An 18,889-nucleotide genomic window follows, 5' to 3' on the forward strand; every position below is an offset into this window, starting at 1 on the left:
ACCGAATTGTCTCATATTGGCAAAATGTAATTTAGAATCGAAAAATTACTGTTTTGTAATTTCATTTTCTGACCATAATCCTTTGCCCTATGAGAAAAAACTACCTCGGTGGCTGGACTCCCTGTTCGGTCATTCTCACACTTATTATTCTTTTCAGCCACCTCGAAGTGGTTGCACAAAACCTGAACATCACGGGTACCGTCCGCGACGTGCAGGGAGCTCCGCTTCCGGGAGTCAGCGTTGTGATGAAAGACGCAGCAACGGGCACGATTACAGATGTGGATGGAAAATTCTCCATTCAGGCTCCAGAAGGAAGCACGCTCACTTTCAGCTTTATCGGCTATCAGACAGCAACCGCAAAAATTGCCAATTCGGACGTGCTGAATATCCAGTTGCTCACCGATGAAACCGATTTGAGTGAAGTAGTGGTGGTTGGCTACGGTACGCAAACGAAGCGCGAGCTGACAGGAGCGGTGACGAGCATTAAGGCGGCCGAAATGAAGGACATTCCCGCCACCAATATCAGCCAGCGGCTTCAGGGAAAACTGGCGGGTGTGCAGATCAACCAGAACACCGGCCAGCCGGGGGCTGAGCTGAGCATCCGGATACGGGGCGCGGCGTCCATTAATGCAGGAAACAACCCGCTGATCGTCGTAGACGGTTTCCCGACAACCAGCGGCCTGAACGTGATCAACCCGGATGCCATTGAATCGATAACGGTGTTAAAGGATGCGGCAGCGGCCTCGCTTTACGGCTCGCGGGCTGCCAACGGGGTGATCCTGGTTACCACCAAGCAAGCTAAAAACGGACAAAGGAATGTGCAGTTCAGCAGCTTCGTGGGCGTGCAGTCGGTATCGGACCGCGGTAAACCCGACCTCATGAATGCCCGCGAATTTGCCCAGTTCAAAAAGGAATATTACGAAGATGCCGCGCTTTATGAGGGCTACACAGGCGGCGTTCCCGAACAGTACCGGAATCCCGAACAATACGGCCCGAATGATGGTACAAACTGGTTCGACGTGCTGCTGCGTACGGCTGCCATTCAGGATTATAACCTGTCATTTTCTACCGACGCCAAAACCGTGCAGTCTGTCGTGCATTTGGGTTATAACAAGCAGGATGGCGTGATGCTCAACAACTCGGCCAGCCGGTTCACAGTCCGGGCAAATAATGTGTTTTCCATCTCCGAAAAACTACGGTTTGGTCTTAACCTCGGGGCGACGCATTACACCACCAACATCACTCCCAACCTGGGCGAGGGCCGCAATGTAATCCAGATCGCCTACCTGTCGGACCCTACGCTGAAATACAAAAATGACGATGGCACCTACCCGATCGGTTTCGCGCCTCCCGGGATGTTTTCAACGCCCAATTATTATCAGGTACTTAAACAAACGGTAAACCCGGCCAAGTACATGATCCTGATGGGAAATGCTTATGTGGATTATCAGATATTGAAGGGGCTGACATTCAAGTCGAGCATGAACATCAATACGAGCAATGACATTAACAGGCTATTCCAACCATCGACCATTCTCGGAGGGCCTACGCCCGCAGCCTCGGCCAGCGGAAGCTACAATACGGCCAATTACATGTCGTGGTTATCAGAGAATACTTTGACCTACAACAAATCTTTTGGCAACCATAACCTGGAAGCGCTGGCGGGTTATACCACGCAGAAGGTTACAAATGAGAACAGCAATATCAACGGCAGCCAGTTTCCGGACAACAGCATTGAATGGCTGAATGTAGCCGCCAACCGGATCGGGAATGTGGGCGCCAGCGACTATTCCCTGATTAGCTACCTGGGGCGGTTGAACTATAACTTCAAAGGAAATTACCTGGTTTCCGTGGCTTTCCGAAGTGACGGTTCGTCCAAATTCGGCTCCAATAACCGCTACGGCACATTCCCTTCGGCCTCGCTGGGGTGGGTGGTGTCTGATGAGCAATTCATGAAGCGCTTCAAATCTATCGATTTTCTCAAACTGCGGGCGAGCTATGGAAAGGTGGGTAACAACAACATCGGTAACTACACTTACCTGGCAGGTGTGAATCCGGCCAATTATGTATTCAATAATGCTTTGGCATCCGGCCGCGCACTGGCGGGAATCGGGAACTCCAATCTGACCTGGGAAACGACCACCGGTTACGATTTCGGTCTGGACCTCTCACTGCTGAACAACCGCATCAATTTCACTTACGATTATTACAAAAAGAAAACAGACGGCCTGCTGTATGCCATTGATATTCCGGTACAATCAGGCTACTCGGCGGTTACCTCAAACATCGGACGGTTTGATTTCTGGGGACATGAGTTTGCCATTGACACGCGGAACATTGAAGGGAAATTCAACTGGAGTACCAGTTTCAATATTTCATTCAACCGCAACCTGGTCCGTAAGCTTGGCACCAACGACGCGCCTATCGGTGGCTATCAGGAATATTGGGACGATAACCGCACGGCTGTCGGCAATCCGATCGGACTTTTTTACGGGTACATCAACACCGGGGTGTACATGACCCAGGAGGAATTTGAAAACCAGCCGCATGGCGCCACTTCCATGGTAGGTACTGCGCGTTTTGCGGACATCAGCGGGCCGGATGGAGTACCGGACGGAAAGATCGACATCAACGACCGCACATTTATCGGCAATCCAAATCCCGACTTTGTGTACGGAATGACCAACACGCTAAGCTACAAAAAACTGGATTTCTCCATGGTTATCGCCGGAACAGTTGGTAATGATATCGCCGACGACGCATTCCAGTCCACCGAAAATATCGACGGCGTCTTCAATGTGCGCAAAGGCGTAGCGAACCGGTGGCGCTCGGAGGAGAATCCGGGGGATGGCATTTACCCAAGAACGCGTGCGGGTACCACAGCCGATTTCCGGAATTTCTCCACGCGGCAGGTGTTCAGCGGTAGTTATCTGGCTGTCAAGAATATCACGCTGGGTTACCTCATTCCAATCGGCAGTAAAACAACCGTAAAGAGCGTCAGGGCGTATTTCAGTACGCAAAACCCTTTCATGTTTACCAAATATCCGGGCATGAACCCCGAAGTTGGCCTGGCGGGACTGAACGGTTTGAATCTGGGGCGTGACTTTACCGCTTTTCCGATTGCGAGGGTGTACACGCTTGGCCTTAATGTTAATTTCTAAACCCGCATTTTGAAAACCTACCGGTAATTATGAAAAAGACACTTATAATCGGGATCGTGGCCGTGATGCTATCCGGCTGCAAGGAAGACTTCCTAAACCTCACACCGCCCACCAGCCTGAGTTCCGCAACCTATTTTCAAAACGAAGAACAATTCAGGCAGGCAATCAACGGCGCGTATACACCCATGCGTGAATTGACGGACGTAGGCGTATATGACGACGAAATGCGGTCGGATAACACTTTCTTCACCATTTATCAGGCAAACAGAGGTCTGGATAAAGCGCGCGAAGCTTATCCCCAGTTCCTGATCGATGCAACCGCTTCCGCCATTCCCAACACGCCCGGCAGCCGGTGGCGCGCCAGTTACCGGGGCATTGCGTATGTGAACACGATCATTGACCGGCTGGCAACCAATAACGCGGTTTCCGCCGAAGCGAAGAATGCCATTCTGGGCGAAGCACTTTTCTTACGTGCCTATTACTATTTCAGTCTGGTAACCCATTTTGGCGGCGTTCCTTTGTTGCTGAAAGAAGTTACCAATCCGGAGGAATCTTTCCAGCCACGAAACACGGCTGCGGAAGTGTATGCCCAAATTAAAACCGATGTAAAAAGCGCGATTGACCTGCTTCCTGTTGCCAGCACTTTTCCGCAAAGCGGACGTGCTACCAAGGGAGCGGCCAAGATGTTGCTCGCTTATGCATTGATGTCGGGTGACACCAGGGACTATGCCGCTGCCGAAAAAGAGCTGCTCGATATCACTAAAATGAATTACGCGCTCTTGCCGGATTACGCCAAAGTATTTGACCCCACGAACAAAAACCACCAGGAGTCGATTTTCGACGTGCAATACATGGCCGACCGGGTGAGCGGGCAGCAAAGTGCTTTTGCCTGGCAGTTTATGCCCAAAGTCACCAATCCGCAGTTCCTGATGGGTTTTGATGGTGGCCGTATGAACATTTTTAGCGGCTGGAACGTGCCTACCGATGAGATGGTGGCTTCTTATGAAAAAGGTGATTTAAGGTTGCCGGCGTCGATTGCTGTTGTCGAGGGGACCATCAGCGGAGTCGAAGATTTCACGGCCGAGCTCCTTACTTCTCCTGTCAATTACACGCCGAAGGCCGGGAAGGCATTCCGCTACATGATCCGTAAATACTTCCATCCCCCTTACGATATCGCCTTCAATACGCCGGACAATTTCCCCGTGTACCGCTATTCCGGGGCATTGCTGTTGCTGGCTGAATGCCTGGTACAGCAAAACAAAGCCGCGGCTGCCCTGCCCTATCTGAACCAGGTGCGTCGCCGGGCTGGATTGCCCGACCTGGGAGCTGCTACGCTGGATGCCGTTTCCAAAGAAATGCGTCATGAGCTTGCCTTTGAAAACCGCCGCTGGCAGGACCTGATCCGGATTGGCAAGGCCATTGAAGTAGCCACAGCCAAAGGAAACCGGTTGAAAGCCCAGTACGGCTGGATTCTTCCTGCCGCCTTCAATGTGACACCTCAGAAACTGCTCGACCCCATTCCGTTCCGGGAAACGCAGATCAATACCCAGTTGGAGCAGAATCCGGGTTATTGATTTTCATAAACAAATTGGTTCAAAATCCCTTGCTTATCCGGCTGAAATGTCCCGGCCGGATAAGCATCAGTTTCGCCTCAAATTAGAAAGTATTATCATGTATATCAGAGTACAAATATTGGTAAGAATGAATGCATTGAACCGCTTGCTGGTGTTTGTACTCTGTTTATGCAGTTTGCAGGGGAAAAGTCAGGCAAAGGAGCCTTATCTGCCGTTGTATGGCGGGGAGTTTAAATCAAAGTCTGTTCAAAATTCACCTGATCCGATCATCCATTATCAATGGAAAAATCCCCGGGCCGACGATAGTTTGCAGATTTACACGCTGCTTCCCCGTCAGATAACTCCCAGTCGTTCAAACGCTTTCCGAATAAAGGATTCGGGCATTACCGTCTCAGGCACGGGCGATTTGCAATTTGATTTCGGTCAGGTCAATGCAGGATGGATCGAGTTCGATTCGGACGATCTGAATGGTGATGTGCAGGTAAGCCTCAGCGAATACAACGAACCTGCCATTCTCAATGCAGGCGCGCAGCACCCCGTCAAAACGCTCAAACCCGCGCGATATGGAAACACTTACCGCCTCGAACTGAACCAGCAGCTATATGAAGGTGTCCGGTTTGCGTGGCTGCATGTAAAATCGCTCTCGAAACCGTGGAGTTTGACCAATTTCCGGCTGATCTGTCAGACCAAACCAGTCAACTACCTCGGCAGTTTTTCCTGCAATGATACATTGCTCAACCGCATCTGGTACACCGGCGCATACACCGTAAAACTCAATCTCTTGCAGGATTACCTCGGCGCGATCCTGATGGAGCGCAGCGACCGGCATTCGTGGACAGGCGACGCATATCCTTCGCAGGCGGCGTCTATGGCGGCTTTCGGCAATTTTGATTTTGTTAAAAAGAATATCGCATTTACCGCACCGCAGGACAATGGTATTGCCGCCTATTCCATGTACTGGGTGCTGGGACTGGTGGATTATTTCAGGTATACAGGCGATGCGGACTTTTTCAAAGCGTACCTGGATAACGCCGCAAAACGGCTGGACGCCGCCTATGCGCATTTCGACAAACTACCCAACCTGGCCTTTATGGGCTGGGACGAGCGGCTGGGTGCGGGATTTGAGCGACCAAACCTGCCCGAAAGCGAGCGGGCGTATCGCTGGCTGTGTGTTAATGCATGGTCAAAGTTTTCCGAATGCCTGTCGGTGCTCGGGAACCAAACGCTTGCCGAAAAGTACCGCCAGTATGCGGCCGCTAAGAAGAAACAACTTTCCAATGACCAACTTTCGGGCTACGGCGTACACGCACTTGCCGAGGTTTTCAATGCCGAACCAAATAGCTCTGAAACCGTGCTGAAACTGGCTTCAAAATGGTTTACAGACCGGAATGCGCGCCTCTCCTATTCGCCTTTTAACCAGTATTTTATTTTGCAGGGAATGGCCAGGGCTGGCTACATGCGGGAAGCGCTCACCACAGTCAGAGACCAATGGGGCGGGCAAATCCGGTACGGCGGTACCACATTCTTTGAAGTGTTCCGCCCATCGTGGAACGATGCACTGGCACCCAACAGCGCGCCCATTAACAACCAATGCGGCTACACAAGCCTGACGCACCCCTGGGGCGCTGGCGTAACGAGGTGGTTGTCCGATGAAATCCTGGGTGTACGGCCCGTTTCCGCCGGCTTTAAAATATTCAGCATTATGCCGTTTCTGAACGAATCGCTGACCTGGGTAAAAGGCGATGTACCCACGCCGTCGGGCATTATATCGGCGTCTTTTAATTCGGTAACGGGTGATTGTGAAGTGCAAATTCCAAAAGGTACCACCGCGGCGAAAATCGGACTACCCAAGAATGGAAAGTCCATTAACAGAATTACGCTTAACGACCGCCCGGTAAAAATCACGAGCGAAGATGCGCGCTACGCCTATCTTTCGGACCTGTCGGCAGGCAGCTATCACATCAAAATCACTTACGGAAAATCTGCGCCTGCGGTCAGCAATACCGGAAAGGATGAGCTGACTTATGCGCTGGCCCGGTTTACGGTCGACTCAACGATCGGCGGTAACCGGAAAACCCGTTTAGGCAAAGACGGATACTTCCTGGCGGGCCGCAGTACGAACGAAAACACGCTTAAAAAGCCAGCTTACATTGATTCGATACGGATCGACAGGGCGATCAACCAGACGTGGGCAGATCAGCATTCGGACGAGAATTCACCACAGTCAGCCGGCACGAATGCCAGTGCGTTCGTCACACAAGATCCCAAACCGACGCTGCAGACATTTACGCTGGATATTTTTCAGCACGATTCAACGGCTTACGAGCTGACACTCCATTTCGTCGATCCCGACCGCAAAGGAAGGCGCTCGGCCATTGAAGTGTTCGACGCGCATACATTGGAACTCCTCGCTCCTGTTCAGGTAATCGGCAATTACCAAAACGGGAAATACCTGAGATTTAAAGTGGACCGCTCCATTCGGATACGCGTCAATCACGTGCGGGGGCCCAATGCTGCTCTTGCGGGGATCTTGTTTAATTAATTTAAATCTCACTTGTTAAAAATTCACTTTCATACTCATCATTCAAATAAACAATTGTGTTTCAATAAAGCCATCTCACAAGCTTTGCTAAATAGCATTTCTTCGCAAATCGTATTTCGTATTTCATTTAATTATCTCTTTAAAAATAGATCATTAAATATAAATCAAATGCCATTTTGTATCAATTTAAAACCCACACAAAAACTAATTTAGACCTAGCAAAATTATCATTAAATTATAGTCAATAAATACCAATGAAAACAGAGATCACACCGCAGGATATATCCAGTTACCAACAAAATGGCTTTATTGTCATTGAAGATTTTTTATCCGAGCAGGAACTAGCAGAGTGGCGAAATGCGCTGGACGAAGCATTGGCCAACCGCAAAGGAAACAAACTCCCCGACCGAAAAGAGGTTTACGGAAAAGGCGATGATGCCGACAAATCGTACTACGATAATGTATTTGACCAGCTGCTGAACCTCTGGCAGGATAATGCCGGAATCAGGAAACTGATGCTCGACGAGCGCATTGGGAAAATGGCCGCCCAACTCGCCGAGGTAGACGGAATACGAATCTGGCACGATCAGGCGCTGATCAAAAAACCCTGGGCCAACCCAACCTCCTGGCATTTGGACACCCCTTACTGGTCGTTTACCGACCGCCGGGCATTGTCGATTTGGGTTGCCCTGGACGATGCAACATTGGAAAATGGCTGCCTGTTTTTCATTCCCGGATCGCACCACACGACGACATTTGAAAACCCGGGTATCGGCAAAAACATGGGTGCTATTTTTACAACTTACCCACAATTTTACAAAACCAAATCGGTGGCAGTTCCGATGAAAGCGGGCAGCTGTTCATTTCATAATGGCCTCACCATTCACGGCGCACATGCCAACATGACCCCGGGATACCGGCGCGCCATGACCTGCGCGTATATGCCGGATGGAAATACATTTAATGGTATCCAGAATATATTAAGTGACGAGGAAGTTGCTGGCTTATCGATTGGAAGTTTATTAAATAAAGACGCAATAAACCCATTAATTTATTCGCGTTCCTAATACTTATTTAAAATGAAAAAACCCGCATTCACATTTTGTTTAACAATCTGTTTATTATGTGCAATACATGCATATTCCCAACATCAAACTTACTCCGATGGCCGGCCCGCCGCGCACCGTCGGATTGAATGCCGGGATGAAGGTATTGTGCTGCAATATGGCGATGGGCAGGACAGTTGTGATGTGTACGGCGCGCGGGAAGCTGTCGTGAATAAAGTGGGCAATACGTATTATTTGTTTTATGATGGAGCCGGGAAAGACGGTTGGAAAGCTTGCCTCGCTACCAGCACCGACCTGAAAAACTGGAATAAGAAAGGTGCCGTTCTGGACTTGGGTGATTCGACGAGAATGGATGCAAAAAGCGCATCATCCCCTTGGGTAATCAAAGAAAGAGACACCTGGCATATGTTCTACCTGGGCACACCCAATGCAACAGCCGCTCCCGACCGTGTTCCCGGCTTCCCATACCTGACCATGAAAGCGAAAGCGCCATCGCTGGGAGGTCCGTGGACGAAGCAATATGACGTACAGCCATTCACAACTAAGCCGAATACATTTTATTCACTTACAGCGAGTCCGGGATTTATCGTCAGGAATAACAATGAGTTTTTACAATTTTTCAGTGGATCTGCTCAGGATGGCAAGGTCGTAAAGCGCACCGTTGGCATTGCCCGAACGAAAAACCTCAACGGCAGCTGGGATATTTTGGCAAGTCCGGTCGTGCCGCTCGATGAGCAGATTGAGAATTCAAGTTTATATTATGATAAAGGCCAGAAAACGTGGTACCTTTTTACCAATCATATCGGCATTAATGAAAAAGGAAACGAATTCACGGATGCGATCTGGGTGTATTGGGCAAAAGACCTTTATCATTGGCAAAAAGAAAACAAAGCCATTGTATTGGACAAGCAAAACTGCAACTGGTCCAAAGGTGCCATAGGCATGCCAACCGTAATTCAAACCGGAAATAAACTAGCCCTGCTTTACGATGCGGCTCCCGGCGAAAGCATCAGTCACATGAAAAGGAGTATCGGTCTGGCCTGGATTCCGCTGCCGATTAAAATGGAGAATTAACGAATGGATATTAAAATTCTGAGTCCTCAATGGGGACATGAACACCTGCCAGTGGACGAATTTATTGCCAAAATAGTAGATGCCGGCTATGATGGCATTGATACCTGGCTGCCGGACGATCCGATGACCAGAAAAAGGCTTTTGAATCATATCGAAGAAGAGGGTCTTGTTTTTGTTGCACATCAGCATCAGGCTGCCGGCAATAACTTTAAAGAATTCCAGGCCAGCTTTAAAATTAACCTCGAAGCATGCGCGGCTGCCTCACCCGTTCTGATCAATTCACATACGGGTAGAGACTACTTTACGCACGATCAATTGCTCTCGCTTATTGACATTGCTTCGGAAATAGCAGATCAAACAAACATTCCAATCGTTCACGAAACGCACCGCGGCCGAATGGGCTATTCGCCGCAATCAACAGAACAGCTTTTTATACAAAGACCCGGTTTTGAAATAACCGCTGATTTCTCGCATTGGGTATGCGTCACGGAAAGCATGCTTGGCGATTTTGAATCGGTTTTATATGAAGCGATTGACAGGACGCGGCACGTTCATGCCCGTGTAGGCTATGAGCAAGGACCGCAGGTGACCGATCCCAGATCCCCCGAATGGGCTTATGCACTCAACCGGTTTTTAGTTTGGTGGGATGCGATTGTAGCCGTTAACAGGCAGAAAAACAGGAAAATACTGACTTTTACAACTGAATTTGGCCCGTTTCCATATATGCAAATGATCCCATTTACAAACAAAGCCATTGCAAGCCAATTCGACATTAACTGCTATTTGAAAGATTTGCTCAGGGAGAGATATATCGTGAAAGTAGATCCGGAATCCTGGTCGATAGGCAAGTAGAGTTCAGAATCACGATTAATCTTACCCAGACATGCATTTAAAACCCATATTTACAATAATAGCACTACTGGCATTAAACCTGACAGCTTATGCTGAAACGGAAGACATTGTAATTCAGGATAAAACAAAGTCGGTAACATTAAGTGTTCCCGGCAAGAAATTATCACTGGTAATCGATTACGGGGCCGGGTGCATGGTCAGGCAATTATTGGTTAATGGCGTAGAAACATTGTCAAAGAGTGGTGCTTATACGGGGATCAAAACAGGCGACAGTATTTTCAACTCCACCTCATCACGCCAGGTTAAGCTCAGCCGAAAATCCGACGGCATTACCCTAAGCAATATAACTTATGGAGGCGGTGCAATGATGGTGAATGAAACCTGGGATTTTGCTATTGCAGGTGACCAAATTCACTGGAATATCACCCGAAATTACAGCAATTCGGCCCGGGTACAGGAAGTTGCTTTTCCCAAATGGAATTTTGCCGGACTGGATGTTTGGAAAGGTGGAATTCTGGATAATGGCGGCATGGTTTGGTGTAAATATTTAAAAGGGAATAACGATACGTATGGCGTTCATACCGGCGGCGTTACATTCTGGAACGACAAGTCAGGAAATGGATTACGAATAGCGCCACCGAAAGGAAAAGAGAATTTTTCAACAAAATTCTCCAATGAAAATAATGCTTTTACGTGTACTCAGCAGCTTAGCCCGGTAGCATTAAAGCAGCAACACAACCTCAGCAGGTTCGTTGCAGGCAAGGCGGATGTTTTCGCTCCGTTTATGGTGGAAGCAGGTACTGTGAGCGCTACTTTCTCGCTGCAATATGTTGACTATTTCAAGGAGTATTCGCGGGGGACATTACCGGGTATCGACGCCGGGGCTGTTCGTGAGTTGATGAATACCACCGGACGTTATGGTGTTGTCGATAACAATATCATTGGCGCCAATGGCTGGCTTACCAATTGGAAATGTCTGCATGAGCCCTTTTTCTCGCAGATCGGCATGGCGCTTAACGACATGAACTACACCGCAAACATGGCCGCAACACTTGACCAGGAGCGTGATTTGGCCATGAAGCCCGACGGCCGCGTACTGTCGCGCTGGCATAATGCCCCGGGAGATGAGATACCAGGTACATATAACCCCGAAACCGGTTATTATGAAGCCATGTGGGGTTATACGATCGATTCGCAGCCCGGCTATGTGATCAACACCAGCGAACAATTTGATTTGAGCGGTGATCTGCAGTGGCTGCGTTCGCATAAATCGGCATGCGAAAAAGCGCTGGACTGGCTTATCAGCCGCGATGCCAATCAGAATGGGATTTTTGAAATGATGAACAACAATATCGCCGAGAAAAAAGCCAGTGATTGGCTGGATATTGTGTGGGCAAGTTACGAAAATTCATTTGTAAATGCGCAGATGTTTGAAGCGCTTAATTTATGGGCTAACTGCGAGGATGTATTGGGAGATCGCGACAAAGCAGCATATTATCGGGCGGTCGCGGCAAAACTTAAAACGGCATTCAACAAACCCGTTGAAGAAGGCGGTTTTTGGTCGGCTAAAAAAAAGCAATACGTTTATTGGCGTGATAACGATGGTTCTATTCATGGCGATAACCTGGTTACTCCGGTTAACTTTGCAGCCATCGCATTTGGAATTTGCGATGACAAAGAGCGCATTGCCCAATTGCTTGATCAGATCGAGCAGCATACCGCAAGCGAAGATCTGTTTCACTGGCCTTTATGCTTTGATTCGTTCACGCAGGCGGAGGTATCTCCCGGAAACTGGCCCTTTCCCAAATACGAGAACGGAGATATATTTCCCACCTGGGGATATTTAGGCATTCGTGCCTACACCCAATACGATAAAAGCATTGCGCTAAAATACATCAACAAACTACTGCTTCAATATAAAAAGGACGGCCTCTCATCGCAACGGTATAGCCGCACTACGCAATTGGGTTTAGGCGATGATATTCTTGCAGGTATTTGTACGAGCATTACCGCACTGTATCGGGATATCTACGGCATACGTCCGAAATGGAATAGAATGGGAATTGAACCAAACCTTAGCCAACATCTCAACGGCACACAGTTCAGCTACCGCCTGCGCGATACACTTTATCAAATAAAACTAAACGTTGACGATTACAGCCTTGCTACCGATCGTTTCATGATCAAGAGTAAGCAAAGTTTCGGCGCAAATAATAACGGCAACCTCACTAATATCTATCCGCAAAACCGTGAAGATTTGATATTGCAAATCGAAGCGAATTCAAATAGTCAGTTAAAATGTAATCTTGGCAAATCGTCACCCGAAGGGCTGGCCTGGACAGTGGCATCCGAAGGCACTTACAATTTCAGATTAAAAGGCTTGTTGACCAAAACACAATACCAACTGATCATTGACAATCGCAAGACGTTAGTAACACCCGATTCGAATGGCAATATCGCTTTTAGTCATACATGTAAAGGCTTGTCAAGTTTTGAAATTGCGAAGGTTTTGTGAGGACAACCCGCCTTCATTCCTGCCTTGTTTCGCCGAAAGTACCACTCCACGTTGCCGGCAAGGTCCCATAAAATGGCTGCCCTCCTCCCAAATCTATAAATATATGCTGCAATACCACGCCGGGATCGATCATGTAAATGGCGAGCTTGTGATTACCGGCCGGTAGTGCTGGTATTTCCAGCGTGCGCTTCGCCGAGTTGGCGAGCACGTTTTGCTTCCATTCGGTGCTGCGGCCGATGGTTGTGAAATTGAATATGCTAACAGGTCCATCGTCCACTTTCACGGCATAACGCATTTCGAAATCCTTATTGAGCGGATAAGTGGGCAGGGTACTTACGGTGATGGTCGCCGGGGCGTCCGTGAATGTGTGAAATTCGTATTCCGCCGCCGGGTTGTTGGCAACGTTCGTCGTATCCGGTGTTCCGCTGAATGTGAGCGGGAATGCCTGCAATGCGTCCCCGTTACCTGCCAGCGCATCTACGACTGTCCAGTTACGCGTCGAAGTGTTTTTCAATGCAGTGTACCTGGCCGCATTCATAAAAATGTGCTTATCGCTGGCAACATAGCCTTTGAAACCCGGCAATGTGTTCGCATCCGCGTTGTTGGCGGTGATTTTGAAATCGTAAATATCCTCTCCCGCTTCCACCCGGACGTTACCGCTCAAATCGCCGATGCGCGCTTTCGCCCAATCGACCTCCACCCAAATGCGCTGCTCGCTTTGGGCATTTTCCGGCTGCAATACGCCTTGCGTAGCGCTTACCCTGATCCACGGCTCCGAGGCAGTGACGCGGAAGTTCCTGGTGACATTTTGCGTCAGAAATACGTCGATAAACCGCTTCTGCTTGTTCCACCGGTCGAATGCAGGCAGGGTAAACTGGCGCTTTTTGCCTGATGCCGCGTAGGTAGTGTCCAGGCCTTCGGGCAATGCGCGGAACGCGGGCAGGTTTGGCGTCACAGCAAGTTTGATGTCCGGCATTTTAAACACCGGCAGCCCGCGCGGCATCAGGTCCATCATGCCCTTCCATTTGCCATTCAGTAGCTTTTCGTTGAAAATACCCGTTTCTACCACGATTTCGGCATAAGCCTGCCCCGAAAGCCGGGCGTAATGCGCCGCACTCAGGCGTCCCTGCCGGGCGTATAGCAAGGCTTTGTCGCGGTAAAGGAATTTGCGGTTCATCAGAGCAGCCCCTTTCACGGGGTAACCTGCCAGTTCAAAAAACGCGGGCTGGTCTTTTTCAGCGATTTGCGACTGGATGGCGGCGGTTTCGGATACGAGCTTATTGTGATCGTCGAGCCGGCGCTGCGCCTGGTCGCCGTAATAATTGTGGTTATAAGCGGTATTGCGAATGCCGGTAGTCGGTTCAGTCTGGCTCCAACCCATGTATTCGGGCTTCCTTTCGAATGCGAGGTTGTAATATTGCCAAAGTACCTTCGAAATGGCGACGCTGTTTTTATTCCCGAAAATGCCGGCCAGCCATTGTTGCAAATGCGTTTTGGAATAGCCCGGTTTTTCAAATGGTTTTACATGATAAGCCATATCCAGGAAAAGCTGCATGGCGTATTCGCCGGGTTTGATATCGCCGATATTCAGCACCCACAAATGCCGCGCATTCAATGCAAACGCCTTCGTCATTTCCTCCTGCATATGCGCGGGATGCGTCGTGTTCAGCCACAGATAATCGTGCGGGCGGCCCCAATACGAGGCGTGATAATACACGCCCGAGCCGCCGGAACGCTGGTTTTCTGCCGCATTGCTCAGCCTTTGGATATAACCGTAGTTATCATCCGGCCATACGAGGGTAATGTCTTCGGGGACTTTCAATCCGGCATCGTATATTTCCAGAACCTCCTTATAAGGTGTAAATACCTGCGGTACTTTGGTAATGTCCTTATTCACATACTTTCGGAGCATTTCGCGCTCCACGCGGATGATCGTATCGAGCAATGACACGGTTTCGGGAATGGTTTTCACGCCCTGGATTTCGCCATCGTGCACGCCCCGCATTCCGGTGGTGTAAATGCCGTTGAAATGGCTGCTCTCCTTAATCCGCGATTCCCAGTATTGCTCCACCTTCTTCCGGTTGGTCACAAAATTGAAATGCCCCATCGTCTGCTCGTCCCATTCGCTCACATTGTTGCGGAGCATGGGTTCCGCATGCGACGAGCCCACGACGATCTGGTAATCTTCGGCGGCTTTAATATTGCCCGGATAATGGTAGAATGCCTTGGTGCTCGGGTGCATCGCCGGCCAAATGAGGTTGGCTTTAAGGCGCAAAAGCAGCTCGAACACCTTCGCGTAGGTCTTCGGACCGATGTCATTCGTTTCCGGCTCGAAGGTTTTCGCTGCCCAGGGTTGCAGGCCCCAGTCCTCATCATTAATGAATATCCCCCGGAATTTGACGGACGGCGACGCCGAAGTGTAGTCCGGAATGTCCAGCGAGAGCGTTTTCCGGTGCGCCGGCACCGCATCCGCCCACCAGTACCAGGGCGTAACGCCTATCTTTTCGGAAACCGCAAACGCACCATAGGCCGTCCCGCGCACGTCGCTGCCGGCTACCACCAGTGCCTGTGCAATATTTTTCAAAGGTTTATTCAAAACACGCAGCGAATACCGCTCCCACTGCCCTGTCAATGCGCCATCGGCGTCCTGCTTTCCCAGGCGCCCGACAATTTCCGAACCGGCGCGACCAAGTACGATTACATTCCCGCTTGCATTAGCCAGGTTGGTGCCCACTGTCGGTAAATACCCGCTTACCCGCTCAATGTCCGCCGCCAGCAAATGCGCAACGATCGAATCGAGTTTAGGGCCGCCTTGCTGGTAGTAAACCGAAACTTTGGCGTTGGCAGTGACGAAGTCGAACCGGGCCGAATGGGCCGTATTTAATATAAACAATTGACATAAAACCACTAATGCAGCAGCTGCAATCATTTTGAAGCGCAAAATTTTCATTAAAACTGACATAACACGCCCCGCTTTCAATGCTGAAAATCGAGGACGTTTTCGTGGATTTCCTTTTGTTCCTGCACCTTGCCGGTCGTGATGTTTTTCATCGATACGTTTTTAACCGGCAGCTCTTTCTGCCCCAAAATGCGCGACTCGAACTTCACGTCCTTCACTGAGATATTGCTCAGGTAAATGTCCGAGATCGGCGTCAGTTTGCGGATTTTGGTCGGTACGAGCGTGCGCCATTGGTAAAGTACGTCGGTTTCGATGCCCAGCACGCCCAGGTCTATTTTCCCGGCGGTCAGGTTCGAGGCGTAGATGTTTTTGACATAGCCCCCCATTCTTTCATTGGTTTTAATAAAAAGCAAATGGTTGAGCTTCGCGCCGTCGACCACCTGGCACTGCGAAATGTCCACATTTTCGATCCCGCCCGAAAGCTCGCTGCCGATCGCCACCAATTGGTGCCCGTTTTTGACCGTCAGGTTGCGGATCACGATGTTCTTCGAAGGCGTTTTCAGCCGCCAGCCTTCCGGATTGCGGCCGGATTTGATGGCAATCGCATCATCGCCCTGGTCGAACACGCAATCGGTGATGAACACGTTCTGGCTCATTTCGGGGTCCACGCCGTCGTTGTTATGCCCGTGCGCGTATACCTTCAACCGGCTGATCACGACATTCTTGCACAGGTAGGGATGGATTGTCCAGAATGGGCTATTGGTGACCGTAAAGCCTTCCATCAGCACATTTTCGCACCGGTTAAACTGGATAAACTGCGGCCGCAAATGCGCCGTGTCGTTCACCATCTGCCGCTGCTCCACGGGCGTGTAGTCCTGCGCGAGGTTATAAAGCCGCTTAATGCTCTCCATATGGGGTTTCGGTCGGGCAAACCATTCTTTCCAAACCTCCATTTTCGCCCGCACCTCGCCCTCGCCGGTGATCGCCACGTTTTTGCATTGGTAGGCATAAATCAGCGGCGAATAATTGTAGCATTCAATGCCCTCCCAGCTCGAATGCACCGCCGGCAGGTAATCCTCCGGCTTTTCCGAAAATAGCAGCACCGCACCTTTGTCCAGGTGCAGGTTCACATTGCTTTTCAAATGCACCTTTCCCGTGAGCCACTCGCCCGCAGGTACTACCACCTTGCCGCCGCCTGCCTGGTTCGCCGCGTCGATAGCCTGCCGGATCGCCCCGGAAATTTTTTCCTTATCGCCCGCCACCGCGCCGAAATCGGTAATAAGGAAGCGCTTCACTCTGCTGAAATCGGGTACCAGAATCTCCGGCATCTCAAAACGCGCCGGAACTTTGAGCTTTTTCACCGGCACGTCGGCGCGGGAACCAACGGCAAGCAATGCAAATGCGACGACGAGTAACCGTAATTTTTGAGTCATAAAATATTCCATTAGTGATTTAAAACCGGGGCACAACGACAATGCGCCATGCCCGGTTCACCGTATCAATACTCTGGATTCTGCGGATACCCTTCCGTATCCCGGTCGATGACCGACTGCGGAATGGGGCGCAGGTAATACTTCTCACTCACGCCGCCGGGGTTCGTCAGTTTGGTGAGCGGGTTGTGCTCGAATGCGCGGTCGAGGCGGTGCGTGCGTTTCAGGTCGAGCCAGCGCTTGTACTCGCCTGCTAGCTCGCGGGCGCGCTCGTCGAGGATGAAATCGAGGTCCACATTCGCGGCGGTGACGTTCAGGCTTTGGCCGGTTACCGCGGCGCGCTGGCGCACTACATTCAGTTTTTCAGCGGCTTTGTCTTTTTGACCTAATTTAAAATAAGCCTCCGCAGCGAGCAGATACGTTTCCGCCAACCGGAACAAATAGATGTCGCGCGTGCTGGAATAGGCCCGCTCGTTGTTGCCGGGGAAGTTCGCGAGCGGATCGAAAAACTTGTTGATCATCGGAAATTTCAAAACGCCACCTATGTCCTGGAAATCCTGTTTCCATTTGTCAAAACGGACGATTTCCACATTCGGGTTGGCCTGTTTCAATGCTGCCGAGTCGGCTGCGGTAAAGGGCTGGTCCGGGTAAGGAAAATAGAAGCGCAGGTCGCCCTTTTTGATTGGCTGATTCCCTATTTTATCATCCCTTACCGCGTAGAATTTGCTCAGGAAAGTACCGTCGTAGCGGCTGTCTTTGGCAGTATTATACAAGGTGTACAAAAACTGCGTCGGCATGAAATCGCTCGTGCGGCGGCTGTAAGTCTGGTATTCGCCATCGTAGAAGCCAGGCTCGCGGAAAATGCGCCAGCCGAAAAACAGGTTCTGGCCGTGGCCGATGGTTTTGTTTTTCAAGCTGATCGGGTCAAACTGGATCGAGAAAATGATCTCGCTGTTCTGCTGGTTGGTGGATTTAAAAACGTCCGCAAATGCCGGTACCAGCTTGTAGTTACCACCTGCGATCACCTCCTCGGCATATTGGGCGGCTTTGGTGAAATCCGCCGACCCGCCAAATGCCTTGTAGCCGCGCGTGAGGTGCACGAGCGAGAGCAAATGCTTCGCCGCGCCCTGCGTCACCCGCCCGAACTCCGCCGTAGTTGCGTCCACACTGGCCACCGACGCATTGAGATCTTCCAGTATAAAATCATAAACCGCCTGCTCGGTATTCGGCTCGAAATGCGTCACAGCGGTATTGATCTCCTCCTTTACAATAGGCACACCCCCGAAATTCTCCGCCAGCAAATAATAGTAGTAAGCGCGGATAAACCGTACCTCGCCTACCCGCTTGCTGCGCGCGGCATCGGTCAGGCCGGGGATCGTGGCCGCCTTGTTGATGGCCGTGTTGCATCGCTGAATGCCCGCGTACAGGTTGGAAAACAGCTCTTCCACCGCCGAGTTGTCCGATGAAAGCGTCCGGTACTCGTTCAGCTGCGTGGCGCGCACCACGCGGTCGCCCACGGTACCGCTCACGGGCTCGATCTCGCCGCGGGTGATGATGTCGGTGCCCCAGCAGAAAAGCTTCGGGTCGGTTTCGTACACATCGCGCATCGACGAATAGCAGGAATTGATCAGTTTTTCAAAACCTGCGGCATCCGTATAAAAATTTTCGCTTGTGACGCCGCTGATATTTTCCTCGGTGAGGAAGTCCTGGCAGGACGACAGGCTCATTCCGGCCGCCAGCATTGCTATATATAATGTCTTTTTCATAAATGTCGG

At 50.4% G+C, this 18,889-nt stretch carries 10 protein-coding genes; 7 read left to right on the forward strand and 3 right to left on the reverse strand.

Annotation, left to right across the window (positions count from 1 at the left end; all coding sequences use genetic code 11):
- The first annotated feature begins 89 nt into the window (after positions 1-89).
- From DFER_RS11295 to DFER_RS11325, 7 genes are all read left to right on the forward strand, one after another.
- Positions 90-3,161, forward strand: coding sequence for a SusC/RagA family TonB-linked outer membrane protein (locus tag DFER_RS11295; protein ID WP_015811765.1), 3,072 nt, complete (start codon positions 90-92; stop codon positions 3,159-3,161).
- Positions 3,162-3,190: 29 nt separating this feature from the next.
- On the forward strand, positions 3,191-4,735 hold the full coding sequence (locus DFER_RS11300) for a RagB/SusD family nutrient uptake outer membrane protein (protein ID WP_015811766.1): 1,545 nt from the start codon (positions 3,191-3,193) through the stop codon (positions 4,733-4,735).
- A gap of 97 nt (positions 4,736-4,832) precedes the next feature.
- Positions 4,833-7,277, forward strand: coding sequence for an alpha-L-rhamnosidase C-terminal domain-containing protein (locus DFER_RS11305; RefSeq protein ID WP_187293458.1), 2,445 nt, complete (start codon positions 4,833-4,835; stop codon positions 7,275-7,277).
- A 254-nt stretch (positions 7,278-7,531) separates the two neighbouring features.
- Positions 7,532-8,344: a phytanoyl-CoA dioxygenase family protein gene (locus DFER_RS11310; RefSeq protein WP_015811768.1), complete on the forward strand. Its 813-nt coding sequence runs from the start codon at positions 7,532-7,534 to the stop codon at positions 8,342-8,344.
- Positions 8,345-8,491: 147 nt separating this feature from the next.
- Positions 8,492-9,418 (forward strand): glycoside hydrolase family protein, encoded by a 927-nt coding sequence (locus DFER_RS11315; protein WP_143828717.1) that lies wholly within the window; start codon positions 8,492-8,494, stop codon positions 9,416-9,418.
- A gap of 3 nt (positions 9,419-9,421) precedes the next feature.
- Positions 9,422-10,270, forward strand: coding sequence for a sugar phosphate isomerase/epimerase family protein (locus DFER_RS11320; protein ID WP_015811770.1), 849 nt, complete (start codon positions 9,422-9,424; stop codon positions 10,268-10,270).
- A 31-nt stretch (positions 10,271-10,301) separates the two neighbouring features.
- Positions 10,302-12,785, forward strand: a complete 2,484-nt coding sequence (locus tag DFER_RS11325) for an alpha-L-rhamnosidase-related protein (protein ID WP_015811771.1) — start codon at positions 10,302-10,304, stop codon at positions 12,783-12,785.
- Positions 12,786-12,798: 13 nt separating this feature from the next.
- Here the strand turns inward: DFER_RS11325 and DFER_RS11330 are convergent, their stop codons facing one another.
- The 3 genes from DFER_RS11330 to DFER_RS11340 all read right to left on the reverse strand — a co-directional run bounded on the left by DFER_RS11330 (position 12,799) and on the right by DFER_RS11340 (position 18,880).
- The gene (locus DFER_RS11330; protein ID WP_222837331.1) at positions 12,799-15,678 is read right to left on the reverse strand and encodes a glycosyl hydrolase 115 family protein; all 2,880 of its coding nucleotides are present in this window, start codon (positions 15,676-15,678) and stop codon (positions 12,799-12,801) included.
- Between the two features lie 83 nt (positions 15,679-15,761).
- Positions 15,762-17,117 carry a glycoside hydrolase family 28 protein gene (locus tag DFER_RS11335; RefSeq protein ID WP_143828718.1) on the reverse strand — a complete coding sequence of 452 codons (1,356 nt, stop codon included), beginning with the start codon at positions 17,115-17,117 and terminating at the stop codon, positions 15,762-15,764.
- A gap of 65 nt (positions 17,118-17,182) precedes the next feature.
- Complete coding sequence (locus tag DFER_RS11340) at positions 17,183-18,880, reverse strand: RagB/SusD family nutrient uptake outer membrane protein (protein ID WP_015811774.1); 1,698 nt, start codon at positions 18,878-18,880, stop codon at positions 17,183-17,185.
- Between the last annotated feature and the right edge of the window lie 9 nt (positions 18,881-18,889).

Origin of the sequence: Dyadobacter fermentans DSM 18053, assembly GCF_000023125.1 — a bacterium.
GTDB classification, from domain to species: Bacteria; Bacteroidota; Bacteroidia; order Cytophagales; family Spirosomataceae; genus Dyadobacter; species Dyadobacter fermentans.

Bases quoted from the DNA above. Each gene is read 5' to 3' on its own strand.
- DFER_RS11295 (WP_015811765.1), top strand. From the start codon at position 90: ATGAGAAAAAACTACCTCGGTGGCTGGACTCCCTGTTCGGTCATTCTC.
- DFER_RS11300 (WP_015811766.1), top strand. From the start codon at position 3,191: ATGAAAAAGACACTTATAATCGGGATCGTGGCCGTGATGCTATCCGGC.
- DFER_RS11305 (WP_187293458.1), top strand. From the start codon at position 4,833: ATGTATATCAGAGTACAAATATTGGTAAGAATGAATGCATTGAACCGC.
- DFER_RS11310 (WP_015811768.1), top strand. From the start codon at position 7,532: ATGAAAACAGAGATCACACCGCAGGATATATCCAGTTACCAACAAAAT.
- DFER_RS11320 (WP_015811770.1), top strand. From the start codon at position 9,422: ATGGATATTAAAATTCTGAGTCCTCAATGGGGACATGAACACCTGCCA.
- DFER_RS11325 (WP_015811771.1), top strand. From the start codon at position 10,302: ATGCATTTAAAACCCATATTTACAATAATAGCACTACTGGCATTAAAC.
- DFER_RS11335 (WP_143828718.1), bottom strand. From the start codon at position 17,117: ATGACTCAAAAATTACGGTTACTCGTCGTCGCATTTGCATTGCTTGCC.
- DFER_RS11340 (WP_015811774.1), bottom strand. From the start codon at position 18,880: ATGAAAAAGACATTATATATAGCAATGCTGGCGGCCGGAATGAGCCTG.